A 20,022-nucleotide genomic window follows, 5' to 3' on the forward strand; every position below is an offset into this window, starting at 1 on the left:
TGTGCTTTTTTTGTGGGCATTTTCGTTAGGAAATGGCCCGGCATTTTTACTATAATTTGGATTATGGCGAGTAAACTGAAATACTAAAGATTCCTCTCTATGGTCGAAATAACAGCTTGCTGAGAAATAAACCACGAGAAAACAATCGCCAACGATGGAAACTAGCCATTTCCCTCAAATTATTGTTATAATCTGCGGCTTCGCGAAAACTAGATCTCGGTAAGATGAAGTTACAGTAAAGCGAGGGGTAGTAAATAGGAGAGATGGATGAGTGGTTTAAGTCGCACGCCTGGAAAGCGTGTGTAGGTTCATAGCCTACCGGGGGTTCGAATCCCCCTTTCTCCGCCAAGGATAAGTAGTTGATTTTAAAGGAAAAAATCCTCGGAATTCTGAGGATTTTTTTCGCCTGTACTATAGATCGGCTTTGTACTATTCAATCTGGTTTTATCGCAGTGGTTTCACTCGTTCAGGCTTGCGCCTGTAGACACGTTCTGTGACCTTGCTGTCGGCATGCGACAGCAGCGCCCGGGCGTGTTCCAGGGTCTTTGCGTCGCTCGCGCACTTGGCCCGCAGGTCATGTTCTGTAAATTTTTCGGTGACTTTCGTTTCAGCCATGATGCGTGCAAAAAATCCGCGCCACATCGATTCCCAACCGCCGGCGCGCCCAGTTTCCTCGTTAAAATAACCCTCTCCCAGGCGATTACAAAATAGAAACGGCGATACTTTTACCGGCCTTGCCGCCTTTGCCAGCGCTATCGCTGCGCGTAGATCAGCCGACCAACTGATAATCATCCGCTTCCCAGTGGTTCCCTCAGTTTTGGCCGGCGAGAAGTGAATGCCATCCTCTTTTAAATCCGACATCGTGATTCTCAGCATATCTCCCATGCGCATGCCGGTTAACAGTTTTAATCGGATGTAGGCCTGCACTGCCAACACGCTGCCGTATTTGCGTTTCGACTTGATCGACAGGCATTCGACGATTTCCCAATCCTCGACGTAGCGAGTGCGCGGCTTATCGCCCGTCAGCCGTATCTCGCCCTTGAACGGGTGGCGATCGATGTAACCCCATTCAATTGCTTTTGTGTAGGCATGGGAGAGAATTTCAATCTCTCGTTTGGCACCGGTACCGCCACCGCGCTTTTCGATGTATTGATACACGTGCCGGGGCTTGAGGTCGAGCAGGGGCATATCGCAAAATACGGCGCGAATCGGCTTGATCGCGATCTTGTTCTGCCGCTGCGTGGTTATTTTCTTGCACGGGATCACCTGCAGCAGATACCGGTCCAGCAACGCGCCAATCGTGCGTGCATTTTCAACTACACCTATGCGCTCCGCCCAAACGCGATACGCTTCCGGCAGCGTCTTTCCTAATCGGAACGTTTTCTTGCCATCCCATGCCGATTCTTGTCCCGGCGGCACTTGATAGTAATAGCCGCCGTGCGTGTGGCGCCAACGTTTTGGTAAGCCCTGGTTCTCTTTTTTACGCGCGCGTGGCATTTAAGGCTCCCCAGTTTGGTTCTGCTATTTTGCGATGTTTTTTGTCCGACGCAGTACCCATTAGTTGTTCGATATGCTGTCTCAAAACTACTGGACTGCCGTCCGGCCGAGTTCTGTGCTCAATTCCCATTGAACACAGAGCTTTGATCTGCGCTGAATGATGGATGCGATTTGTTAAAGCTCTGACCTCGTCGGGATTCAGGAACATTTCCTTAGCTTCCGTCATCATTTCACCTCCCTCGTTGTTCCTTTAATGATCTGTACAAACTGTAGACAAATATAAATTATCGATTTGGACGCGCAACCTCAAATGCAGCAATTAATCGAAGAGGACTCGCAAATTTTTATGTCAAAAAAACGTTGGTAAAGACACCTATGCGTTATCAAGTGGCATAGCTTCAATAATTTCGTCTGTTCTATGCCTACATTGAATAAATTTCAAAGCGTCGTACAGCGCGACACGCATGTTTATGCGCTGTTACTGGCGACGCAAAAGTGTGTAATATGGCGGCAAAAATGCAGGGTGACACACACGGAAGCTACCCGAGCCCCTGCACTGCCGTAGGGCTGCCACTGGGAAAACATCAGCCCCAGCTGCCCTCATATCTACCAAATGTAGAAATTTAGAAAAATTCACCCCTAAAACGCTTGCCGCCAGATTTACGCGGATTTGCGCAGCTATCCACATGCGCAGCGCTCTACATTCCCGCGTGAGCATCTGCTTTGTGACCACCTTTCCAGCCCACGTACTTGCGATGCCGATGCCTATAGTTTCCAGTTGCTGGTTACATGCGCAGCAACCAGGACATTCGTCGGTCCGTCAACGATTTTTACATCGTTGCCCTTGATCGCGACCAAAGGAATGACTTCGCAGGGCAGGCCGGCTTCGCGCTGCAATACGCGCACTGCATTCTTGGCCTGCTTCAGTGCGTTACGCATTTCTCCGTCACCATGGGGAGATGAAACCTTCCACTTGGGAGCTTCGGCTCCCGCTGATAGGGTGCCGGATTTGCATTTCGTCTCAATCACAAAAACGTTGCGTTCGGTGATCAAAATGTGATCAGCTTCAACGGAAAATTCGCTTGGCGTGTGTGCGTTAAAGACAAACAACTTGCCGTGCAGAGCGCGGGATCCGGGACAATCCTGCCGATACTCTTCAACCAGCCGTTGCACATAACGTTCGGCAGCGATCCCCGCCATTTTTTTCTGAATGGCCGGGTCGCGCGCGTACTGCTCCATCCAGTGCAGGACATTGAAGAGTAGTCCGCACGCTAGGCCGACGCACAGTGCAAGGAGACCGGCGATGATCTGATCCGGCTGCGCGGGGGGCGCAGCGAGTTGATGGGAGGCGTTTGCGAGCGCGATCAGACACAACAGGCCGGCCAGCCACTTCAGCGGGCGGTAGCACCATTGCAGGGAAGACCAGCGTGCCGAGTGCCATTCCAGATGCAGTACACGGGAGACAGGGCGTTTCAGAAGAAAGAACAGCACCAGCATGAGCGTCGTCAGCGTCCGCACACAAGCCGCGATGACCAACCCCATTAGACTGCGGACCACCGTAGCGAGGACGCTATCATTCTCGTTATGCTGATGCATTATTTTTCTCCCGTTGGTCGTTGTACTTGGCGGATGGCGCAACGCAGGCCGGCAAGGGGGCCATGCCGTTTGACGGCCCAGAAGGTGCACCAGAAATCATCGATCAACTCCAGGCTGGTGAACGTGATGGCGTGATGACGCGCATGAAATGCGTACATCACGTTTTCCAGTGAGGCGTGCGGCGTGAGCCAGCGATGGAGCAGGCAGTTCAATTGCCACCAGGCCACCCTGCAGTCGCCGTGGCCGGCCAATTGCGCTTTGACCGAGCGGTGGTCCATCGCCGATACGTCTGTCATCCATACGCCGTGCGCGGGAATGCCTGGTGCAAGGAAGACTGGCTTAGTTCGTTTGCTAAGGGTCTCAGATTGTAAAAATCTCGCTTTGTCTGTTTTTGCGAAATCGGTCGACATCAGGTTTCCGTTGGTGATGTGGTCGGTATCCATTTTTTCGTGCTTTCATGTTTCGGTTTTTGATCGGCAGTGTCCTGTGGGGGAAACCGTGCTGAATGACCGAGTAGCGCGAATGAACTGAGCACCGGACAGTCAATTGATCGTAACAATGGAAAATGGATACGCAAGTCAGATTTGCTGGGAGCAAAGAACAACAGACAGGATTCAATTGGGATTAAATGGCCAGTGGTGAAAATGTGGGGTGACGCAGAACGGATATAAATTTCCGTGGGGGTGCTCTGAGCGGAACTGGCGACAAACAACAGACCAGTAATCAAGAAACGAAATGGGCTACTTCCAGGTGCTTGGATTATGACTTTTTCTGGAAAATTCGACTTCCGGCCGTGTGGGCGCAAGCGTCATTTCCTTTTTTGAAATCCGCCCCAGATAACTGTAGGGGCGGAATGATGTCAAAGCACAACCGCTTATTTCTTGGCGCAAGTAGGCGGGTTGGTCATGCCAAGCGCAAGGATGCCGCCGCCATTGATGGTGCAAGCATATTTTCTACCGGACCTGGTTGTCGCCGTGTAGTACGTGTTCGGCGTCTGCTCGCGACGGTCGGTAATGGTAAGTTCTTTTTGTTGGACTCCCAGTACACCGGCTGTGTTCGAGATCAGACGATCATCCGACAACATGGTGGACGCACAACCGGAAATAAAACAACTGCCAACGAGGACGCTAAGTAGTAATTTAGGCATATTTCTTCCATATTTAAAGCTCGCCAGGGGGATGAGTCATGACCGGCCCCACTGGAAAGCGTACCAGGGCCGACATTTTTTGCGCCATGAGATGCCTAAAGCGGATAGTCAGAATGTGTTGAACATCTGATCGCGCCGAGCCACATGCTTCAGTTCGTCCATTGCGACCCTTGGTAGCAAAATTGTCGATCTGCTTTAACCTGATGAAGATGAGTACTTGGGCATGCAACAAGGCTATTGTTACAGGTGAAAATCGAAGTGCAAGTGCCAAAAATAAGGAGATTAAAAAGGGCTTCCACCACTTAAAACGAAAACACCTTATTAGTGCCGGAGCAACGCATGTTTTGCAAGTTCGGCTGGTGCGATTGTGGGATCGCCACGCGACTGACGGGAGGTGTAGTGCGAGTTGCTGCTATCGAAAACATTGTGACGCAACGATATATGTCGCTAGCGCTATTGGTTTGTTCCGCGCAGCCTACGAAGGATATTTGTGGGAACTCCGCATTAAAGAAATGTACCGAGTGAGAGCAGAAAAAGTCGCTATTGAACACCGCAATGTGGTTGCAAGTAACGTCGTGAAACGTGAAGCGGCTCTGGAAACTTGACCTGGAATAAGGCTAGGCTGACTGACATGGTCAACTCATGTGAATCGTCGATAAACGTTATTACGCCAAATGAGCCAAACAAGCTGACAGGGTCAAGCCAAAAAGGCACGCGCGGGTCAAATTACTCGAAAATTAAATTGCACGGACACCCAACGCGCATGGGGGGTAGATGGGACCTAAATCACTCGTGTTGCAGCAGCGAAGCGATGTAAGCCCGATTGCTCGCCTGTCCCAAGACAGTCGGGCCGACCGTAAGGACCGCTGATGGGTGAGCGGAGCCCAGTGAAAAAAGGCTTGGCGATGCAGGATTTACACAAGCTTGCACTCGAACCCGTCGCAGAGACGATGGCAGACCACAACAGCTAAACCAGGTCTGCCATCTGGAATGGGGTGCTCTGCATCTATGGTTTTTCCGCACGATGAGTGGCCGGTCAAGTGCAGCTATTTCCACCAGCGCCAAGGCGATTTGGTTGCGTGCAAGAATCGTCGGTTACGACGATTGGGTATATCTGCTCAGCATTTATCATTGCTATCAGATACCAGCGACTCAATTCAAACCAAATCGCGGTTCAAGAGAAGAGAACCGTGGTGAAATCGACGATGATGAGGGCTCTCACAGCCCGACGGCATTGATGTGCCAAAGAGGAGATGTCGAAACAAACCAAATAAGGGAAGGAGAACCCGAAATAAAGTATACCGTACATGGCGCCGCCGTAGCGAAGAGAGCCTTCCAGTTGCACTTGGTCGAACCGGAGACCGGCGAGGTCTTCAACAAGCAGAACAAGCGCGCCAAATTTCTGGACCATCTCTCGAACCGCACAGCTGCAGCCTAGCCTGTCTAGAAGCTCACAAAAATTCTCTGGCAACCGGAGGCGTTCATATAATTTTTATGCGCTGGCAGGATAAATCCGCCCAGTGTTAAGGAGCGGCATACACGCCCGCTCACACTCTATATTTTCACAATTAACGCGACAGAAGCAGATATTGTGCTGATTACAAAAATTTCTGGAATTTAGGGAGAATTACATGAAAATCGGCATCCCCGCCGAGACCCGGCCGGGTGAAACCCGGGTTGCGGCGACTCCGGAAACGGTCAAAAAGCTGGTGGCGGCAAAGCATCAGGTCGTGGTGCAGGCTGGCGCCGGCATCTTATCGAGTATTCCCGACGACGCCTACGCTGCGGCGGGTGCGACGATCGGTTCCGCCGCCGACGCGTTCGCCGCGGCGACGGTCCTGAAGGTGCGCGCACCCGGGGCGGAAGAATATGCGCTGCTCAACAGCGGCGCGGTCGTGATCGGCATGCTGAACCCTTTCGATGCCGAGAATATTGCGCTGATGGCAAGTCACGGGCTGACCGCGTTTGCCCTCGAAGCCGCACCGCGCACCTCGCGTGCGCAATCGATGGACGTGCTGTCGTCGCAAGCGAATATCGCCGGTTACAAGGCGGTGCTGATGGCGGCCAACACCTACCAGCGCTTCATGCCGATGCTGATGACCGCCGCCGGGACCGTCAAGGCGGCACGGATGCTGATCATGGGCGCGGGGGTGGCCGGTCTGCAGGCGATCGCCACGGCCAAGCGGCTGGGAGCGGTGATTGAAGCCTCGGATGTGCGGCCGGCGGTCAAGGAGCAGATCGAATCGCTGGGCGCCAAATTCCTCGACGTGCCCTTCATTACCGACGAAGAGCGTGAAATCGCGCAAGGCGTCGGCGGCTACGCGCGCCAGATGCCGGCCGACTGGATGCGGCGTCAGGCCGAACTGGTGCATGAGCGTGCCAGGCAGGCCGACATCATCATCACCACCGCGCTGATTCCGGGCCGCAGGGCGCCGGTGCTAATCAGCGAAGCGACCGTCAAGGCCATGAAGCCGGGGTCGGTGATCCTCGACATGGCCGCTGATCAGGGCGGCAATTGCCCGTTGTCCGAAGCGGGCAAGACTGTCATCAAGCATGGCGTGCACATTATCGGCGAAGGCAACCTGGCTGCACTGCTGGCGGCCGATGCGTCGGCGCTGTATGCCCGCAACGTGCTCGATTTTTTGAAGCTGATCGTCAATCCCGAAGGCGGATTGGTGATCAATCTTGAGGACGATATCGTTGCCGCCACCTTGCTGTGCAGCGGCGGTGAAGTATTACGCAAATAAGATAAGAGGAAAGAAACATGGAAGTCACCCACACCATCACCAACCTGATCATCTTCGTACTGGCGATCTACGTCGGTTACCACGTGGTCTGGACCGTCACACCGGCCTTGCATACGCCGTTGATGGCGGTCACCAACGCGATTTCCGCGATCATCATCATCGGCGCGATGCTGGCCGCCGGACTGACCGAAGGCATCGTCGGCCAGGTTGCCGGGACACTTGCGGTGGCGCTGGCTGCCGTGAATGTCTTCGGCGGCTTTCTGGTCACGCAGCGGATGCTGGAGATGTTCAAGAAGAAAGAACCGAAAGCAGTGGCGCTCCCTAAAACAGACTTCGCGGGAGCCAAATCATGAGCATGGCATTCGTTAGCATGAACCTGGTGACGATGTTCTATCTGATCGCCTCGGTGTGTTTCATCCAGGCCTTGAAAGGGCTGTCGCATCCGTCCTCGGCCCGGCGCGGGAATGTCTTCGGCATGAGCGGCATGGCGATTGCCGCGATCACCACCATCGCGCTCATCATCAAGCTCAAGACCCAAGCCGGCAGTACCGGCCTGGGTTTCGGGCTGGTGCTGATCGGTCTGGTAGTCGGTGGCAGCATCGGCGCCTTCCTGGCGAAGCGAGTCGAGATGACCAAGATGCCGGAACTGGTGGCGGCGATGCACTCGCTGATCGGTCTGGCCGCCGTCTGTATCGCGGTGGCGGCAGTGTCCGAGCCTTGGGCCTTCGGCATCGCGGCGCATGGCGACGCGTTGCCGGTCGGCAACCGCATCGAGTTGTTCATCGGCACCTTCGTCGGCGCGATCACCTTCTCCGGATCGGTGATTGCGTTCGGCAAGCTGTCGGGCAAATACAAGTTCCGCCTGTTCCAGGGCGCGCCGGTCAGCTTCCGGGGCCAGCATTTCATCAACCTGCTGCTGGCGGTGGCGATGCTCGGTCTGGGCATTATCTTTGTGCTGACCCAATCCTGGCTGCCGTTCATCCTGATGACCATCATCGCCTTCGTCTTGGGCGTGCTGATCATCATCCCGATCGGCGGCGCCGACATGCCGGTGGTGGTGTCGATGCTCAACAGCTATTCGGGCTGGGCCGCGGCCGGGATCGGGTTTTCACTGAACAATGCGATGCTGATCATCGCCGGTTCGCTGGTCGGATCCTCCGGTGCGATCCTGTCCTACATCATGTGCCGTGCGATGAACCGCTCATTCTTCAACGTGTTGCTGGGCGGCTTCGGCGGCGCTCCCGCTGGCGCGACGCCGGGCGGCGCACAAGGACAACGTCCGGTGAAAGCCGGCTCCGCCGACGACGCCGCGTTCCTGATGGGGAATGCTGAAACCGTCATCATCGTGCCCGGCTACGGTCTGGCCGTGGCGCGGGCGCAGCACGCGCTGATGGAACTGGCCGAAAAGCTGTCCCACAAGGGCGTCACCGTCAAGTTCGCGATCCACCCGGTGGCAGGACGCATGCCGGGCCACATGAACGTCCTGCTGGCCGAGGCCGAAGTGCCATACGACCAGGTGTTCGAGATGGAAGACATCAACAGCGAATTCGGCCAGGCCGATGTGGTGCTGGTGCTGGGCGCGAACGACGTCGTCAATCCGGCGGCGAAAGATCCGAAGTCGTCGATTGCCGGCATGCCGATCCTGGAAGCCTACAAAGCCAAGACCGTCATCGTCAACAAGCGGTCGATGGCCTCCGGCTATGCCGGGCTGGACAACGAGTTGTTCTACATGGACAAGACCATGATGGTGTTTGGGGATGCCAAGAAGGTGATTGAGGATATGGTGAAAGCTGTCGATTAAGGGTTCTGATAATCATATAGGCGACCTCCCTCCTAGTTCAGAAAGCAGTCGGAGTAGAGTCAAGGTTCGCAAAGACTTTGATATAGAGGAGGCCAACTCATGGTCGAGGGTGGTAACTAAATGTCTCTTGTCAATCAATTTTATGCATTGACAGGATAGATCCGCCGAGTTTTAAAGAGTCGCCTCCACGCTCGTGCATACTCCTTAATTACACAATTAACGCGACAAAGCCGCGCAAGATCCGATGATGGGTGAACAGGATGAGCAATACCGTTTGCGCGGGTTGGTGGGCCTCGACCCGGAAAGCGTGTGCGCGGTGCAAAAAGAGTAGTATTTACGCTTATTCAGGTAAATGAGCATGCGAAAACAAGATACCAAACCACCGCGAAAATTGCCTTCTTTCGAGCGCGAAATAGATGAGGGCGAACGACGCTTTAGATCGCTTGCAGATGCGCTACCCCAAATGGTGTGGACAGCCAATCCGGATGGCAGGATCGAGTATTGCAATCGACGGTGGGTCACCTATTCAGGACTTACTTTGGAGCAAACCCAAGCTGGGGACTGGCATCCGCTATTACACCCGAATGATGTGCAACCTTTCATCGATCGCTGGATGAGCGCATTTAAGAGCAGTGAAACTTTTGAAATCGAGTACCGCTTGAAAAGAGCCTCCGATGGCGTCTATCGATGGCATCTTGGCCGCGCATTACCGATTAAAGACTCCAATGGACAGATCGTCAAATGGGTTGGGACCAGCACCGACATCGAGGACCAAAAGCAGCTGCAGGCCGCAGCGGAAAGAGCTAACCGCGCGAAATCGAATTTCCTTTCCGGCATGAGCCATGAGCTGCGCAGTCCACTGAATGCCATCCTCGGTTTCGCCCAGCTGATGGCGTCCGATTCTCCGCCGCCTACGCCTTTCCAGCAAGCCAGCATTGACCAGATCCTGCAGGCGGGATGGCATCTGCTGAAGCTGATCAACGACATCCTCGATCTCGCGAAGATCGAGTCTGGGAAGGTGTCGCTGTCGCAGGAACCGGTCTCGCTGACCGACATCATGCAGGAATGCCAGGCCATGATCGAACCGCAGGCGCAACAGCGCGGCATTCGCATGCGCTTTCCCCGGTTTGACGTTCCCTGCTTTGTCCACGGCGATCAGACCCGGGTCAAGCAGATTTTGATCAACCTGCTGTCCAACGCGATCAAATACAACCGCGAGCAGGGAACGGTCGAGGTCACGTGCAGCGCCAACACCCCGGAACGCATGCGCGTCAGCGTCAGGGACGCCGGCGCGGGATTGCCGCCGGACAAGCTGGCGCAGCTGTTCCAGCCGTTCAATCGTCTCGGACAAGAAGCCGGCACCGAGGAAGGCACCGGCATCGGCCTGGTGGTGGCCAAACGACTGGCCGAACTGATGGGGGGCGCCATCGGCGCAGAAAGTAGTGTCGGAGCGGGTAGCGTGTTCTGGTTCGATCTGGCCGCGGCGGCGGCCCCCCAAGTCGCCGCTGGCGGTGCCGCACCCGCAGCAGTTGCCAAGGCGCAAGTTCAGGAGGGCGGGTCGCCGCACACTCTGCTGTATGTCGAGGACAATCCGGCGAACCTGGCACTGGTCGAGCAACTCATCGCGCGCCACACCGAGATGCGCCTGCTGACCGCGGTGAGCGGGCAACTCGGCATAGCGCTTGCTCGCAGCGCGCAGCCAGAGGTGATCGTGATGGACATCAATCTGCCTGACATCAGCGGCTCCGACGCGCTGAAAATCCTGCGCGCCGACCCGGCAACGGCGCACATTCCGGTCATTGCCCTGAGTGCCAATGCCATGCCGCGCGACATCGAGAAAGGCATGCAGGCAGGCTTCTTCCGCTATGTGACCAAGCCAATCAAGCTCGACGCGTTCATGGATGCGCTGAACGTGGCGCTGGAATTCACGCAGGTGAATCAGCGCCATTGAGGCAGGACGCATGCAACGCAATGGGGGGCGAAGGCTGCACGCAACCCGGAGATATCGACTTGGACAAGGTCTTACTGGATCAAACACCGGTACTTTCATTGCACTGGTAGTTGCGCATGGGTCTTTGCGATCCTGATGCGATGGCAAATTCACTTGTGGTTGAGCACGAGCCAGTGGGGTCGTTTGCGCAACTTTTTTAATTGAGGACAGGGATGCAACAGCAAAACATACTTGAAACATACGGCCCGCGCGAAGCGATGGAATATGACGTAGTAGTGGTCGGAGGCGGCCCGGCCGGATTGGCCGCTGCGATTCGCCTGAAGCAGCTGGCGTCTGAAAAGGGTAAGGAGGTTTCGGTCTGCGTACTCGAAAAAGGCAGCGAAATCGGTGCCCACATCCTGTCCGGCGCAGTCATGGACCCGCAAGCGCTGACCGAATTATTCCCCAACTGGAAAGAACTGGGCGCCCCGCTCAACACGGAAGTCAGTGAAGACCGCTTCCTCTTTTTGACGGCAACCAAAGCCTACAAGACGCCCAACTGGATGTTGCCCGCCTGCTTCCAGAATCACGGCAATTACGTCATTTCGCTGGCCAACGTAGTACGCTGGCTGGGCCAGCAAGCCGAGATATTGGGCGTGGATATCTTCCCCGGCTTCCCGGCCGCCGAAGTGCTCTACAACGACGATGGTTCGGTCAAGGGTGTCGCGACCGGGAATATGGGCGTCGGCCGCGACGGCAAACCGACCGAGGCGTTCCAGCTGGGTATGGAACTGCACGCCAAATACACGCTGTTTGCCGAAGGTGCGCGCGGCCATCTGGGCAAGCAAATTATTGCCAAGTACGACCTGAACAAGGGCAAGGATCCGCAAACCTACGGTCTCGGCATCAAGGAACTCTGGGAAATCGATCCGAAATTGCATCAGCCGGGCCTGGTGGTCCATACCGCGGGCTGGCCGCTCGACAGCAAAACCTATGGCGGCTCCTTCCTGTATCACCTGGAAAACAATCAGGTTGCGGTCGGCTATGTGGTTGGCCTGTCCTATGAGAATCCGTATCTGTCCCCCTACGAAGAATTCCAGCGTTACAAAACCCATCCCGAAATCAGCAAATTTTTCGTCGGCGGCAAACGCATTTCGTACGGCGCGCGCGCAATCACCGCGGGCGGCCTGCAATCGCTGCCGAAGTTGACTTTCAATGGCGGCGCGCTGATAGGCTGCGATGCCGGCTTCCTGAACGCCAGCCGCATCAAGGGCAGCCACGCAGCGATCAAGACCGGCATGCTGGCCGCCGACGCTGCCTTCGACGCACTGGCCAGCGCGCGCCAGCACGATGAACTGAGCGCTTACGCCAGCGCGTTCGAAAAGTCATGGCTACATGAAGAATTGCACAAGGCACGCAATTTCAAACCGTGGATGAGCAAAGGCTTGTATCTCGGCACGCTGATGGTCGGTATCGACCAGGTGGTATTCGGCGGCAAAGCGCCGTGGACCTTGCATCACACCCACGCCGACCATGAATGCCTGAAACCGGCGGCGAATTACACGCCGATCAAATACCCCAAGCCGGATGGCAAGCTGACCTTCGACCGCCTGTCATCGGTATTCATTTCGAATACCAATCACGCAGAAGAACAACCGGTTCATCTGACCCTGAAAGACCCGACCATACCGGTGACTATCAATCTGGCACAGTATGCAGGGCCGGAAGCGCGCTACTGCCCCGCCGGGGTCTATGAGTTCGTCACCAATCCGGACAACACCGAACGGCTGCAAATCAATGCACAGAATTGCGTGCATTGCAAAACCTGCGACATCAAGGACCCGACACAGAATATCGTCTGGGTGACACCGGAAGGTGGCGGCGGACCGAATTATCCTGGTATGTGAGGCGGTAACGGTTCATCACTTAGCCAAACACTGCTTTGCTGGAGTATCGATTTATGGAACAACATTCATTTGGTTAGGAAGATGCAATGGTCACAGCTATTTATCCAGGGACATTTGATCCGCTCACGCGCGGTCACGAAGATTTGGTGCGTCGGGCGTCGGGATTGTTCGACCGGGTGATTGTCGCCGTGGCCGATAGCAAGAACAAAAAGCCATTCTTTACGCTTGAAGAGCGCTTGGCGATCGCGAGTGAAGAGCTTGGACATTATGCCAATGTGCAGATCGAAAGTTTTTCTGGATTGCTTGGCGACTTCGTCCGCGCTCATGATGCGCAGGTCATCGTGAGGGGATTGCGCGCTGTCTCCGATTTTGAATTCGAATTCCAGATGGCCGGGATGAACCGCCATCTGATACCCAATGTAGAGACATTGTTCCTGACGCCGTCCGACCAATACCAGTTCATCTCCGGTACCATCGTGCGTGAAATTGCCGTCCTTGGGGGCGATGTGTCGAAATTTGTATTTCCTTCGGTGGTCGCAAGGTTTAACGCGAAGAGGCGTTATTGAATAAATCAAGACTTTCATCGAAATTTATTAATTAATTTGGCTTGGCACTTACTTCCATCGAAAAATATTAACCAATTCGATCGACCAGGCCCGGGTGGGTAGTGGTCGGCCGGCGCAGATCGTTGCGCAGCTTTGGATGGCTGGCCAGAATCACCGACGGCCGCTCCGTCTTCAACGACTTCCAAGCAGACCATGCGTTATCCTGATTAATCGGGACGCAAGCATCGCGCTGTGGCGAGCAATGGGCAAAATTCCCGTTTTCATAGCAACGCCAACAAATGATGCCTGATATTTGATCCCCCCTCTTTTAGGGGGGGGAGTGATCTCATTTATATCCTATTCTCACATCAAGGCCACAAACCACAATTGAAAGAGTCGAATGGATTTCGTCGAAATTTGCGCCATGCAACAAGTGCAACCGGGCATGCAACGCGCCGTGCGCATCGGCATGATCGATATCGCGATTTTCAATGTCGCTGGTGCGCTACATGCGGTGGAGAACAGTTGCATGCATGCCGGCGCCGCGCTGAGCGGAGGGCGTTTATGCGGCAAGGTTGTCGCCTGCCCGGCGCATGGCTGGCGTTACGACGTCACAACCGGGGCGCTTCTTGCCGCGCCAGAGAAACGGCTTCGTAGGTTTCCCGTTGAGGTCATCGACGGACGAATAATGATTCGATTGGTTAAATGATCATTGTCGTCAGAATTATCCTGCACTAGGAGTCATCATGTATTGCCATTTGCTAGTTCCTATCGACGACAGCGATCTGTCGACTGTCACCATTGGCCGCGCCGTGGAATTCGCACGCAGGCTTGGCGCTAGGATTACATTTTTTCATGCGGACGCCGATCATACCTCGTCACTGCGCGGCGAAGCCGAGATTATTCGCCTGACGTCACCGGACGTTTTTACCTACCTTTACGAAGGTCGTGCCCGCGAGCTGTTGACCAAGGCTGAATCTGCAGCGCGTGCCCAGGGCGTGCCCTGCTCGTCGACCACCGCCGTGAGCGATTCGCCTTACACAGCGATTATCACTGCCGCTCGATCGGAGGGGTGTGATCTGATATTTATGGCGTCGCATAGTCGTCCCAGCACAATAGGGATGATGCTGGGATCCCAAACCCTCAATGTGCTGATCAATTCCGAAATTCCGGTACTGGTATCCGCGATGGTCGACCCGCCTGCACCAGCTCAGGCGATTGCCACCATTCGGGACGAACATCGCTCTCTTGCGGCAGTGCTACGCGCCTGGCTGCAAGTCCTCAAGCCGGTGGCCGAAGGCGTCGCCGCGGCGCAACCGGCGTTAATGCAGGGAATAATGTATTACATCAAGAATTTTCCAGTCGCGCAGCACCACGCGAAAGAACAGGAGTATTTGTTTTGCAAGCTTCGCGAGCGGACCTCAGTCGTCAACGCCGAGCTAGATGAACTAGAACGGCAACATGTGCGTGACGAGCAAATGGTGGCTGAACTTGGGGTTCTTGTCGACGCTTATGCAAGCGATTTGAATTCCGTCGAGGCGCTGCAGGAAGCGGTTTCCGCCTATGCAACATTCATCTGGGAGCATATGGGGCGGGAGGAAGGCGTCATTCTACCGGCGGCCCAACGCTATCTGACGGATGCCGACTGGATTGAGATCAACGCCGCATTTTCCGGTAACAGCGATCCACGCTTCGGCTCCGATGCCGATACCGAATTCCGGCATCTTTTTTCACGGATCGTCAATCTAGCATCGGTACCCGTCACACAGTCAGATAACAAGCTGAACTAAAGAGCTTCAATAGCACAAAGGAAAACAAGTGGAAAAAGCGATTCGATTTTATGAAACAGGTGGACCAGAAGTGTTGCGGCTGGAAGACGTTGCGGTCGGCGAGCCCGGCCCGGGCGAGGTTCGCCTGCGTCATAGTGCTGTCGGGCTGAATTTTGCCGACACCTATTTCCGTAACGGCACGTATCCAATTCCGTTGCCGGCCGGCATGGGCGTCGAAGCGGCCGGTGTTGTCGAAGCGGTCGGCAGCGGTGTAAGCAACGTTGCCGTCGGCGATAAGGTGACCTATACCGGCTTCCTGAATACCTTGGGCGCCTATAGCACGGCGCGCCTGATACAGGCCGCGCTGCTGATCAAGCTACCTGAAGGCATCAGCTGTGAAACCGCCGCAGCGATGACGATGCGCGGCCTGACCGCAGCATACTTGATGCGCAGCATCTACCCGTTCAAGGCCGGCGACACTATTTTGCTGCATGCAGCAGCCGGTGGAGTCGGTCTGATTGTTGCGCAATGGGCCAAGCTACTGGGATTGCGCGTGATAGGCACAGTCTCGACCGACGCGAAAGCCGTCCTTGCGCGTGAATATGGCTGTGACGAAACCATCAATTACAGCCATGAAGACGTTGCCGCCCGGACGCGCGAATTGACCGATGGCATCGGCGTCTCGGTCGTATTTGACAGCGTTGGCAAAGATACCTTCATGGCGTCGCTGGACTCGCTCAAGCGCCGCGGCCTGATGGTCTGTTTCGGCACCGCTTCGGGCAAGATTCCGCCGTTCGATCCGCAACTGCTGGCAATGAAAGGCTCGCTTTATCTGACGCGTCCGGCGCTTGCCGACTACATTGCTGACCCGGCGGAAAAAAACAGGCTGGCGAACGAAGTCTTTGGCCATGTGGCAGCCGGCAGGATCAAGATTGAAATCAATCAGCGTTATTCATTGCTGGAAGCCGCGCAGGCGCACCAGGACCTGGAAGCGCGCAAGACGACCGGGTCATCCATCTTTGTGATTTGAGGGGCAATTGCAAATGAAAATAGAACAATTGACCTGCAACATTGGTGCCGAGTTGAGCGGCGTCAATCTGGCAGATGCGGTCGATGACGCTGGGCTGTTTGCAGAAATCAAAGCCGCATTACTTAAACACAAGGTGTTGTTCCTGCGCGACCAGGATATCGAACGCGCCGACCATGTGGCATTCGCTCAACGCTTCGGCAAGCTCGAAGACCATCCGGTCGCGGGCAGCCATCCGGAATATCCGGGCTTGGTCCAGATTTACAAATCACCGGACCAGCCGGTGGACCGCTATGAAAACGCGTGGCACACCGACGGTACATGGCGCGAAGCGCCGTCGATGGGCTGCGTTTTGCGGTGCGTAGAGTGCCCGGACGTCGGTGGCGATACGATGTGGTCCAACATGGCGACTGCGTACGACATGCTGCCGGCCCATATCAAGACCCAGATCGCCGACTTGCGTGCCCGGCACAGCATTGAGGCTTCTTTCGGCGCCGCCATGCCGCTCGAAAAAAGACTGGCGTTGAAAGCGCAATTTCCGGATGCCGAGCATCCAGTCGTACGGACCCACCCGGAAACCGGTGAAAAAATCTTGTTCGTGAATGCGTTCACGACCCACTTCACCAATTTCCACACAAAGGAAAACGTCCGATTTGGTCAGGATGCCAATCCGGGCGCTGCTTTGCTGCTGAATTACCTGGTCAGCCAGGCTTACATTCCAGAGTATCAGGTCCGGTGGCGCTGGAAGAAAAACAGCATGGCGATCTGGGATAACCGGGCTACCCAGCACTATGCGGTCATGGACTATCCGCCATGCCATCGCAAGATGGAGCGCGCCGGCATCGTCGGCGACAAACCGTTTTGACCCGGGCTCCGAATCGGTCAGCCGCGACCGTTTCGGATTGCCGGACAACTATCAACAGTCTCATTACTGGAGTAACACATGAATTTCCTCGATGGTTCGCTGTTTCCTGAAAATCAGCAAAAACTTGTCATCACCGTTGCCCCCTATGGCCCAGAATGGATGCCGTCCGATTTTCCGGAAGATATTCCTGTAACAATGGAAGAGCATATCCAGAAGGCGGTAGATTGTTACAACGCAGGCGCCACTGTACTGCACTTGCATGTGCGTGAATTGGACGGCAAAGGGTCCAAGCGTCTGTCGAAATTCAATGAGTTGCTGGCTGGCATCCGCGCTCGCGTACCGGACATGATCCTGCAAGTCGGCGGCTCGATTTCGTTCGCACCGGAGGGCGAGGGCGACGTGGCGACCTGGCTGTCCGACGACACCCGACACATGTTGGCTGAGCTGACGCCGGCCCCCGACCAGGTCACGATCGCCATCAACACCAACCAGATGAACGTCGTTGAGCAAATGTGCGCGGCTGATCTGGCCGGCACTTCGCTCGCGGAGCCGGCGATGTACCGCGCGTATCGCGAAATGACGATCCCGGCCGGGCCGGAGTGGGTGGAAGAACATATTCGCCGCTTGTCAGCCAAAGGAATCCAGACGCAATTCCAGCTCGCCAACATAACCCAACTGGAAACGGTGGAGCGGATGATGCGTCGCGGCACCTGCAATGTGCCGCTGATCCTGACCTGGGTAGCGATCGGCGGCGGCTTTGACGCTCCGAATATCTACAATCTGGCGAACTTCGTGCGCGCCTGCCCGGACGGCTCAGTGTTGACTCTGGAAACGTCCATGCTCAACGTACTGCCGCTGAACATGATGGCGATCGCGATGGGCCTGCACGTCCGTTGCGGCAACGAGGACAACATCTGGACGCAGGGCCGCGACCGCAAGATGGGATCGGTCGAGCAGATCGAGCAGCTGGTGCGGATCGCGCGCGAATGCGGCCGGGAAGTGGCGAATGCGAAGGAAGCGCGCGCCATCTACAAGATAGGCACCTTTTACGACAACGCTGACGAAACGCTGGCGAACAACGGCTTTGCTCCGAGCAGGAAGCCGGGTCAGCTCGGCTTTACGCAACACGCAGCGAAACAGGCGGCACCTCTGTAATACTGGATAGAGGGCCGTAAGAGCCCCATCCGCCCCCTGAAATGGCTCCCCGGCGCTTTCACCAGGTTCGCCGAGGAGCCAAAGAACCTGGAGACAATAGTGAAACTTTACGCTACCGACGCCACGACGGTGCTTAATGCCCCGGCTGTGACCACACCGCGCACCTATGCCTGGATCGTCTTTGCCCTGACGTTCGGTCTGCTGCTTTCCGACTACATGTCGCGCCAGGTTATGAATGCGGTTTTCCCGATACTCAAAGCCGAGTGGAATCTGTCGGATACCCAGTTGGGGTCACTCAGCGGCGTGGTAGCGCTGCTGGTCGGCCTGCTGACCTTTCCGCTATCGATCGTTGCCGACCGTTGGGGACGCGTCAAGAGTATCGTCCTGATGGCCGGCCTTTGGAGCGTAGCTACGCTGGCATGCGCGTTGGCGGGTAGTTACCATCAAATGCTTGCCGCCCGCTTCTTCGTGGGAGTCGGCGAAGCGGCCTACGGCAGCGTGGGCATTGCCTTGATCCTGAGCATCTTCCCTGCACACATGCGATCGACCCTGACAGGTGCATTCATGGCGGGCGGCGCGGCTGGCTCGGTGCTAGGCATGGCCGCAGGCGGTATCCTTGCCGCGCATTTCGGCTGGCGCTGGTCTTTCGGGGGGATGGCAATTGTCGGTCTCCTTTTAGTTTTTCTGTATCGACTCATTGTGGTCGAACACCGATTGCATGCCACTGGCAGCGGCCATGCACGGCAAGAGTCCGTGCCGGGCAACCTTCGCTCGCTGTTCACAGGCCTGTTTTCATCGACGTCTGTCGTCATGGCCTACGTTGGTAGCGGCTTCCAACTTTTTATCATGGCATCGATGATTGCCTGGATGCCGAGTTTCCTGAACCGCTATTACGGTCTGCCGTCCGACAAGGCCGGCGTCGGCGCCGCGGCGTTCATTCTCATCGGTGCAGTCGGCATGGTGCTATGCGGCATCGTTACCGATCGCGTCAGCCGCAATGCCCCGCATAGAAAATGGACCGTTGCAATCTGTTACTCGACGATTTCATCAATACTATTGCTGATAGCCTTCCAATTGCCTCCGGGCACGGCACAACTGGCGATGATCGGGGCCGGCATGCTGCTGGTCGCGGGAACCACCGGACCTGCCGGCGCAATGGTTGCCAACTTGACGCATCCATCGATTCACGCAACTGCGTTCGCCACGTTAACGCTTTGCAACAACCTGCTTGGTCTGGCACCGGGTCCTTACCTGACCGGCATGTTCGCAGACCGTATCGGCCTCGTTGGTGCCATGAAAATCGTACCCTTGGTCGCGCTCTGCGCAGTCATCGCGTTTTCCATTGGTCGGCGCAACTATGCCAAAGACTTGCTGCGCATCCGCACATCTGAGTCCGAGAAGGGATCAGTTGATCAAAATTCAATAGAGCCACATTCATAGATGACTACCTTAACCACCATCCTGCTCGTTCCCGGCCTGCGCGATCATGTCGAAGCGCACTGGCAGACTATTCTTGAGAAAAAGCTACCGAACGTCTGTTCCGTCGCGCCGCTCGATCACAACAAGTTGAGCTGCGCCGCTCGTATAGAGGCGCTCGAAAATGCGCTCGACAGGATCGATGGACCCGTCGTGTTGGTCGCCCACAGTGCCGGCGTGATGATTACCGTGCATTGGGCGAACAAATACCGGCACCCGATTCACGGTGCGTTGCTGGCCACACCTGCCGATCTGGAGTCGCCGCTGCCGCCTGGCTACCCAACGCTCGAGGAAATCCGTGACAATGGCTGGCTGCCCTTGCCGCGCAAGACACTGCCATTCCCAAGCATCGTAGCGGCCAGCACCAACGATCCACTCGGCAACTTCGACCGTATCAGCCAGCTGTCCCAGGACTGGGGCAGCCACCTTGTGAACCTCGGCGATGTAGGGCATCTGAACCCGGCAGTCGGCTTTGGTGAATGGCCGCAGGCAGAAGCGTTAATTCGCAAGCTTTATTAAATCCCTCGATTCGGTGGGATGTCGGAAATCGTATCAGGCAA

The 20,022-nt window shown here is 55.8% G+C and carries 20 protein-coding genes and 1 tRNA gene; 16 read left to right on the top strand and 5 right to left on the bottom strand.

Translation table 11 applies throughout. From position 1 onward, the window contains the following. Positions 1-257: 257 nt before the first annotated feature. Positions 258-348, top strand: a tRNA-Ser gene (locus tag AC3CHX_RS05015). A 96-nt stretch (positions 349-444) separates the two neighbouring features. Here AC3CHX_RS05015 and AC3CHX_RS05020 read toward each other — a convergent pair. From AC3CHX_RS05020 to AC3CHX_RS05040, 5 genes are all read right to left on the bottom strand, one after another. Continuing rightward, entirely contained in the window at positions 445-1,497 is a 1,053-nt protein-coding gene (locus AC3CHX_RS05020) for a tyrosine-type recombinase/integrase (protein ID WP_488642993.1), read from the bottom strand. Then, on the bottom strand, positions 1,481-1,726 hold the full coding sequence (locus AC3CHX_RS05025) for a DUF4224 domain-containing protein (protein WP_488642994.1): 246 nt from the start codon (positions 1,724-1,726) through the stop codon (positions 1,481-1,483). Before AC3CHX_RS05025 ends, AC3CHX_RS05020 begins: the two co-directional genes overlap by 17 nt. Positions 1,727-2,262: 536 nt before the next feature. Continuing rightward, positions 2,263-2,994 carry a nuclease-related domain-containing protein gene (locus AC3CHX_RS05030; protein WP_488642995.1) on the bottom strand — a complete coding sequence of 244 codons (732 nt, stop codon included), beginning with the start codon at positions 2,992-2,994 and terminating at the stop codon, positions 2,263-2,265. A gap of 98 nt (positions 2,995-3,092) precedes the next feature. Next, positions 3,093-3,536, bottom strand: a complete 444-nt coding sequence (locus AC3CHX_RS05035) for a hypothetical protein (RefSeq protein ID WP_488642996.1) — start codon at positions 3,534-3,536, stop codon at positions 3,093-3,095. A gap of 431 nt (positions 3,537-3,967) precedes the next feature. Next, on the bottom strand, positions 3,968-4,240 hold the full coding sequence (locus AC3CHX_RS05040) for a hypothetical protein (protein ID WP_488642997.1): 273 nt from the start codon (positions 4,238-4,240) through the stop codon (positions 3,968-3,970). 209 nt (positions 4,241-4,449) lie between these two features. Here AC3CHX_RS05040 and AC3CHX_RS05045 point away from each other — a divergent pair, with 209 nt between their 5' ends. The 15 genes from AC3CHX_RS05045 (at position 4,450) to AC3CHX_RS05115 (ending at position 19,981) form a co-directional block, all read left to right on the top strand. Further along, the gene (locus AC3CHX_RS05045; RefSeq protein WP_488642998.1) at positions 4,450-4,845 is read left to right on the top strand and encodes a hypothetical protein; all 396 of its coding nucleotides are present in this window, start codon (positions 4,450-4,452) and stop codon (positions 4,843-4,845) included. Between the two features lie 419 nt (positions 4,846-5,264). Next, positions 5,265-5,678 carry a hypothetical protein gene (locus tag AC3CHX_RS05050; RefSeq protein ID WP_488642999.1) on the top strand — a complete coding sequence of 138 codons (414 nt, stop codon included), beginning with the start codon at positions 5,265-5,267 and terminating at the stop codon, positions 5,676-5,678. Between the two features lie 193 nt (positions 5,679-5,871). Continuing rightward, positions 5,872-6,987, top strand: coding sequence for a Re/Si-specific NAD(P)(+) transhydrogenase subunit alpha (locus AC3CHX_RS05055; protein WP_488643000.1), 1,116 nt, complete (start codon positions 5,872-5,874; stop codon positions 6,985-6,987). 17 nt (positions 6,988-7,004) lie between these two features. Continuing rightward, complete coding sequence (locus AC3CHX_RS05060) at positions 7,005-7,340, top strand: NAD(P) transhydrogenase subunit alpha part 2 (RefSeq protein WP_488643001.1); 336 nt, start codon at positions 7,005-7,007, stop codon at positions 7,338-7,340. Positions 7,341-7,342: 2 nt separating this feature from the next. Continuing rightward, positions 7,343-8,788, top strand: coding sequence for an NAD(P)(+) transhydrogenase (Re/Si-specific) subunit beta (locus tag AC3CHX_RS05065; protein ID WP_488644722.1), 1,446 nt, complete (start codon positions 7,343-7,345; stop codon positions 8,786-8,788). A 358-nt stretch (positions 8,789-9,146) separates the two neighbouring features. Then, positions 9,147-10,739 (top strand): PAS domain-containing hybrid sensor histidine kinase/response regulator, encoded by a 1,593-nt coding sequence (locus AC3CHX_RS05070; RefSeq protein WP_488643002.1) that lies wholly within the window; start codon positions 9,147-9,149, stop codon positions 10,737-10,739. Between the two features lie 212 nt (positions 10,740-10,951). Further along, on the top strand, positions 10,952-12,625 hold the full coding sequence (locus AC3CHX_RS05075) for an electron transfer flavoprotein-ubiquinone oxidoreductase (protein WP_488643003.1): 1,674 nt from the start codon (positions 10,952-10,954) through the stop codon (positions 12,623-12,625). An 86-nt stretch (positions 12,626-12,711) separates the two neighbouring features. After that, entirely contained in the window at positions 12,712-13,191 is a 480-nt protein-coding gene (gene coaD, locus AC3CHX_RS05080) for a pantetheine-phosphate adenylyltransferase (RefSeq protein ID WP_488643004.1), read from the top strand. Between the two features lie 379 nt (positions 13,192-13,570). After that, entirely contained in the window at positions 13,571-13,879 is a 309-nt protein-coding gene (locus tag AC3CHX_RS05085; protein ID WP_488643005.1) for a Rieske (2Fe-2S) protein, read from the top strand. A gap of 37 nt (positions 13,880-13,916) precedes the next feature. Beyond that, complete coding sequence (locus AC3CHX_RS05090) at positions 13,917-14,960, top strand: universal stress protein (protein ID WP_488643006.1); 1,044 nt, start codon at positions 13,917-13,919, stop codon at positions 14,958-14,960. Positions 14,961-14,988: 28 nt separating this feature from the next. Further along, positions 14,989-15,969 carry a quinone oxidoreductase family protein gene (locus AC3CHX_RS05095; RefSeq protein WP_488643007.1) on the top strand — a complete coding sequence of 327 codons (981 nt, stop codon included), beginning with the start codon at positions 14,989-14,991 and terminating at the stop codon, positions 15,967-15,969. A 13-nt stretch (positions 15,970-15,982) separates the two neighbouring features. After that, entirely contained in the window at positions 15,983-16,831 is an 849-nt protein-coding gene (locus AC3CHX_RS05100) for a TauD/TfdA dioxygenase family protein (RefSeq protein WP_488643008.1), read from the top strand. 78 nt (positions 16,832-16,909) lie between these two features. Further along, on the top strand, positions 16,910-17,986 hold the full coding sequence (locus AC3CHX_RS05105; protein WP_488643009.1) for a beta-keto acid cleavage family enzyme: 1,077 nt from the start codon (positions 16,910-16,912) through the stop codon (positions 17,984-17,986). Between the two features lie 99 nt (positions 17,987-18,085). Then, positions 18,086-19,426 carry an MFS transporter gene (locus AC3CHX_RS05110; protein ID WP_488643010.1) on the top strand — a complete coding sequence of 447 codons (1,341 nt, stop codon included), beginning with the start codon at positions 18,086-18,088 and terminating at the stop codon, positions 19,424-19,426. Next, entirely contained in the window at positions 19,427-19,981 is a 555-nt protein-coding gene (locus AC3CHX_RS05115; protein WP_488643011.1) for an RBBP9/YdeN family alpha/beta hydrolase, read from the top strand. Positions 19,982-20,022 lie beyond the last annotated feature (41 nt).

Source organism: Glaciimonas sp. OK215 (genome assembly GCF_057787885.1).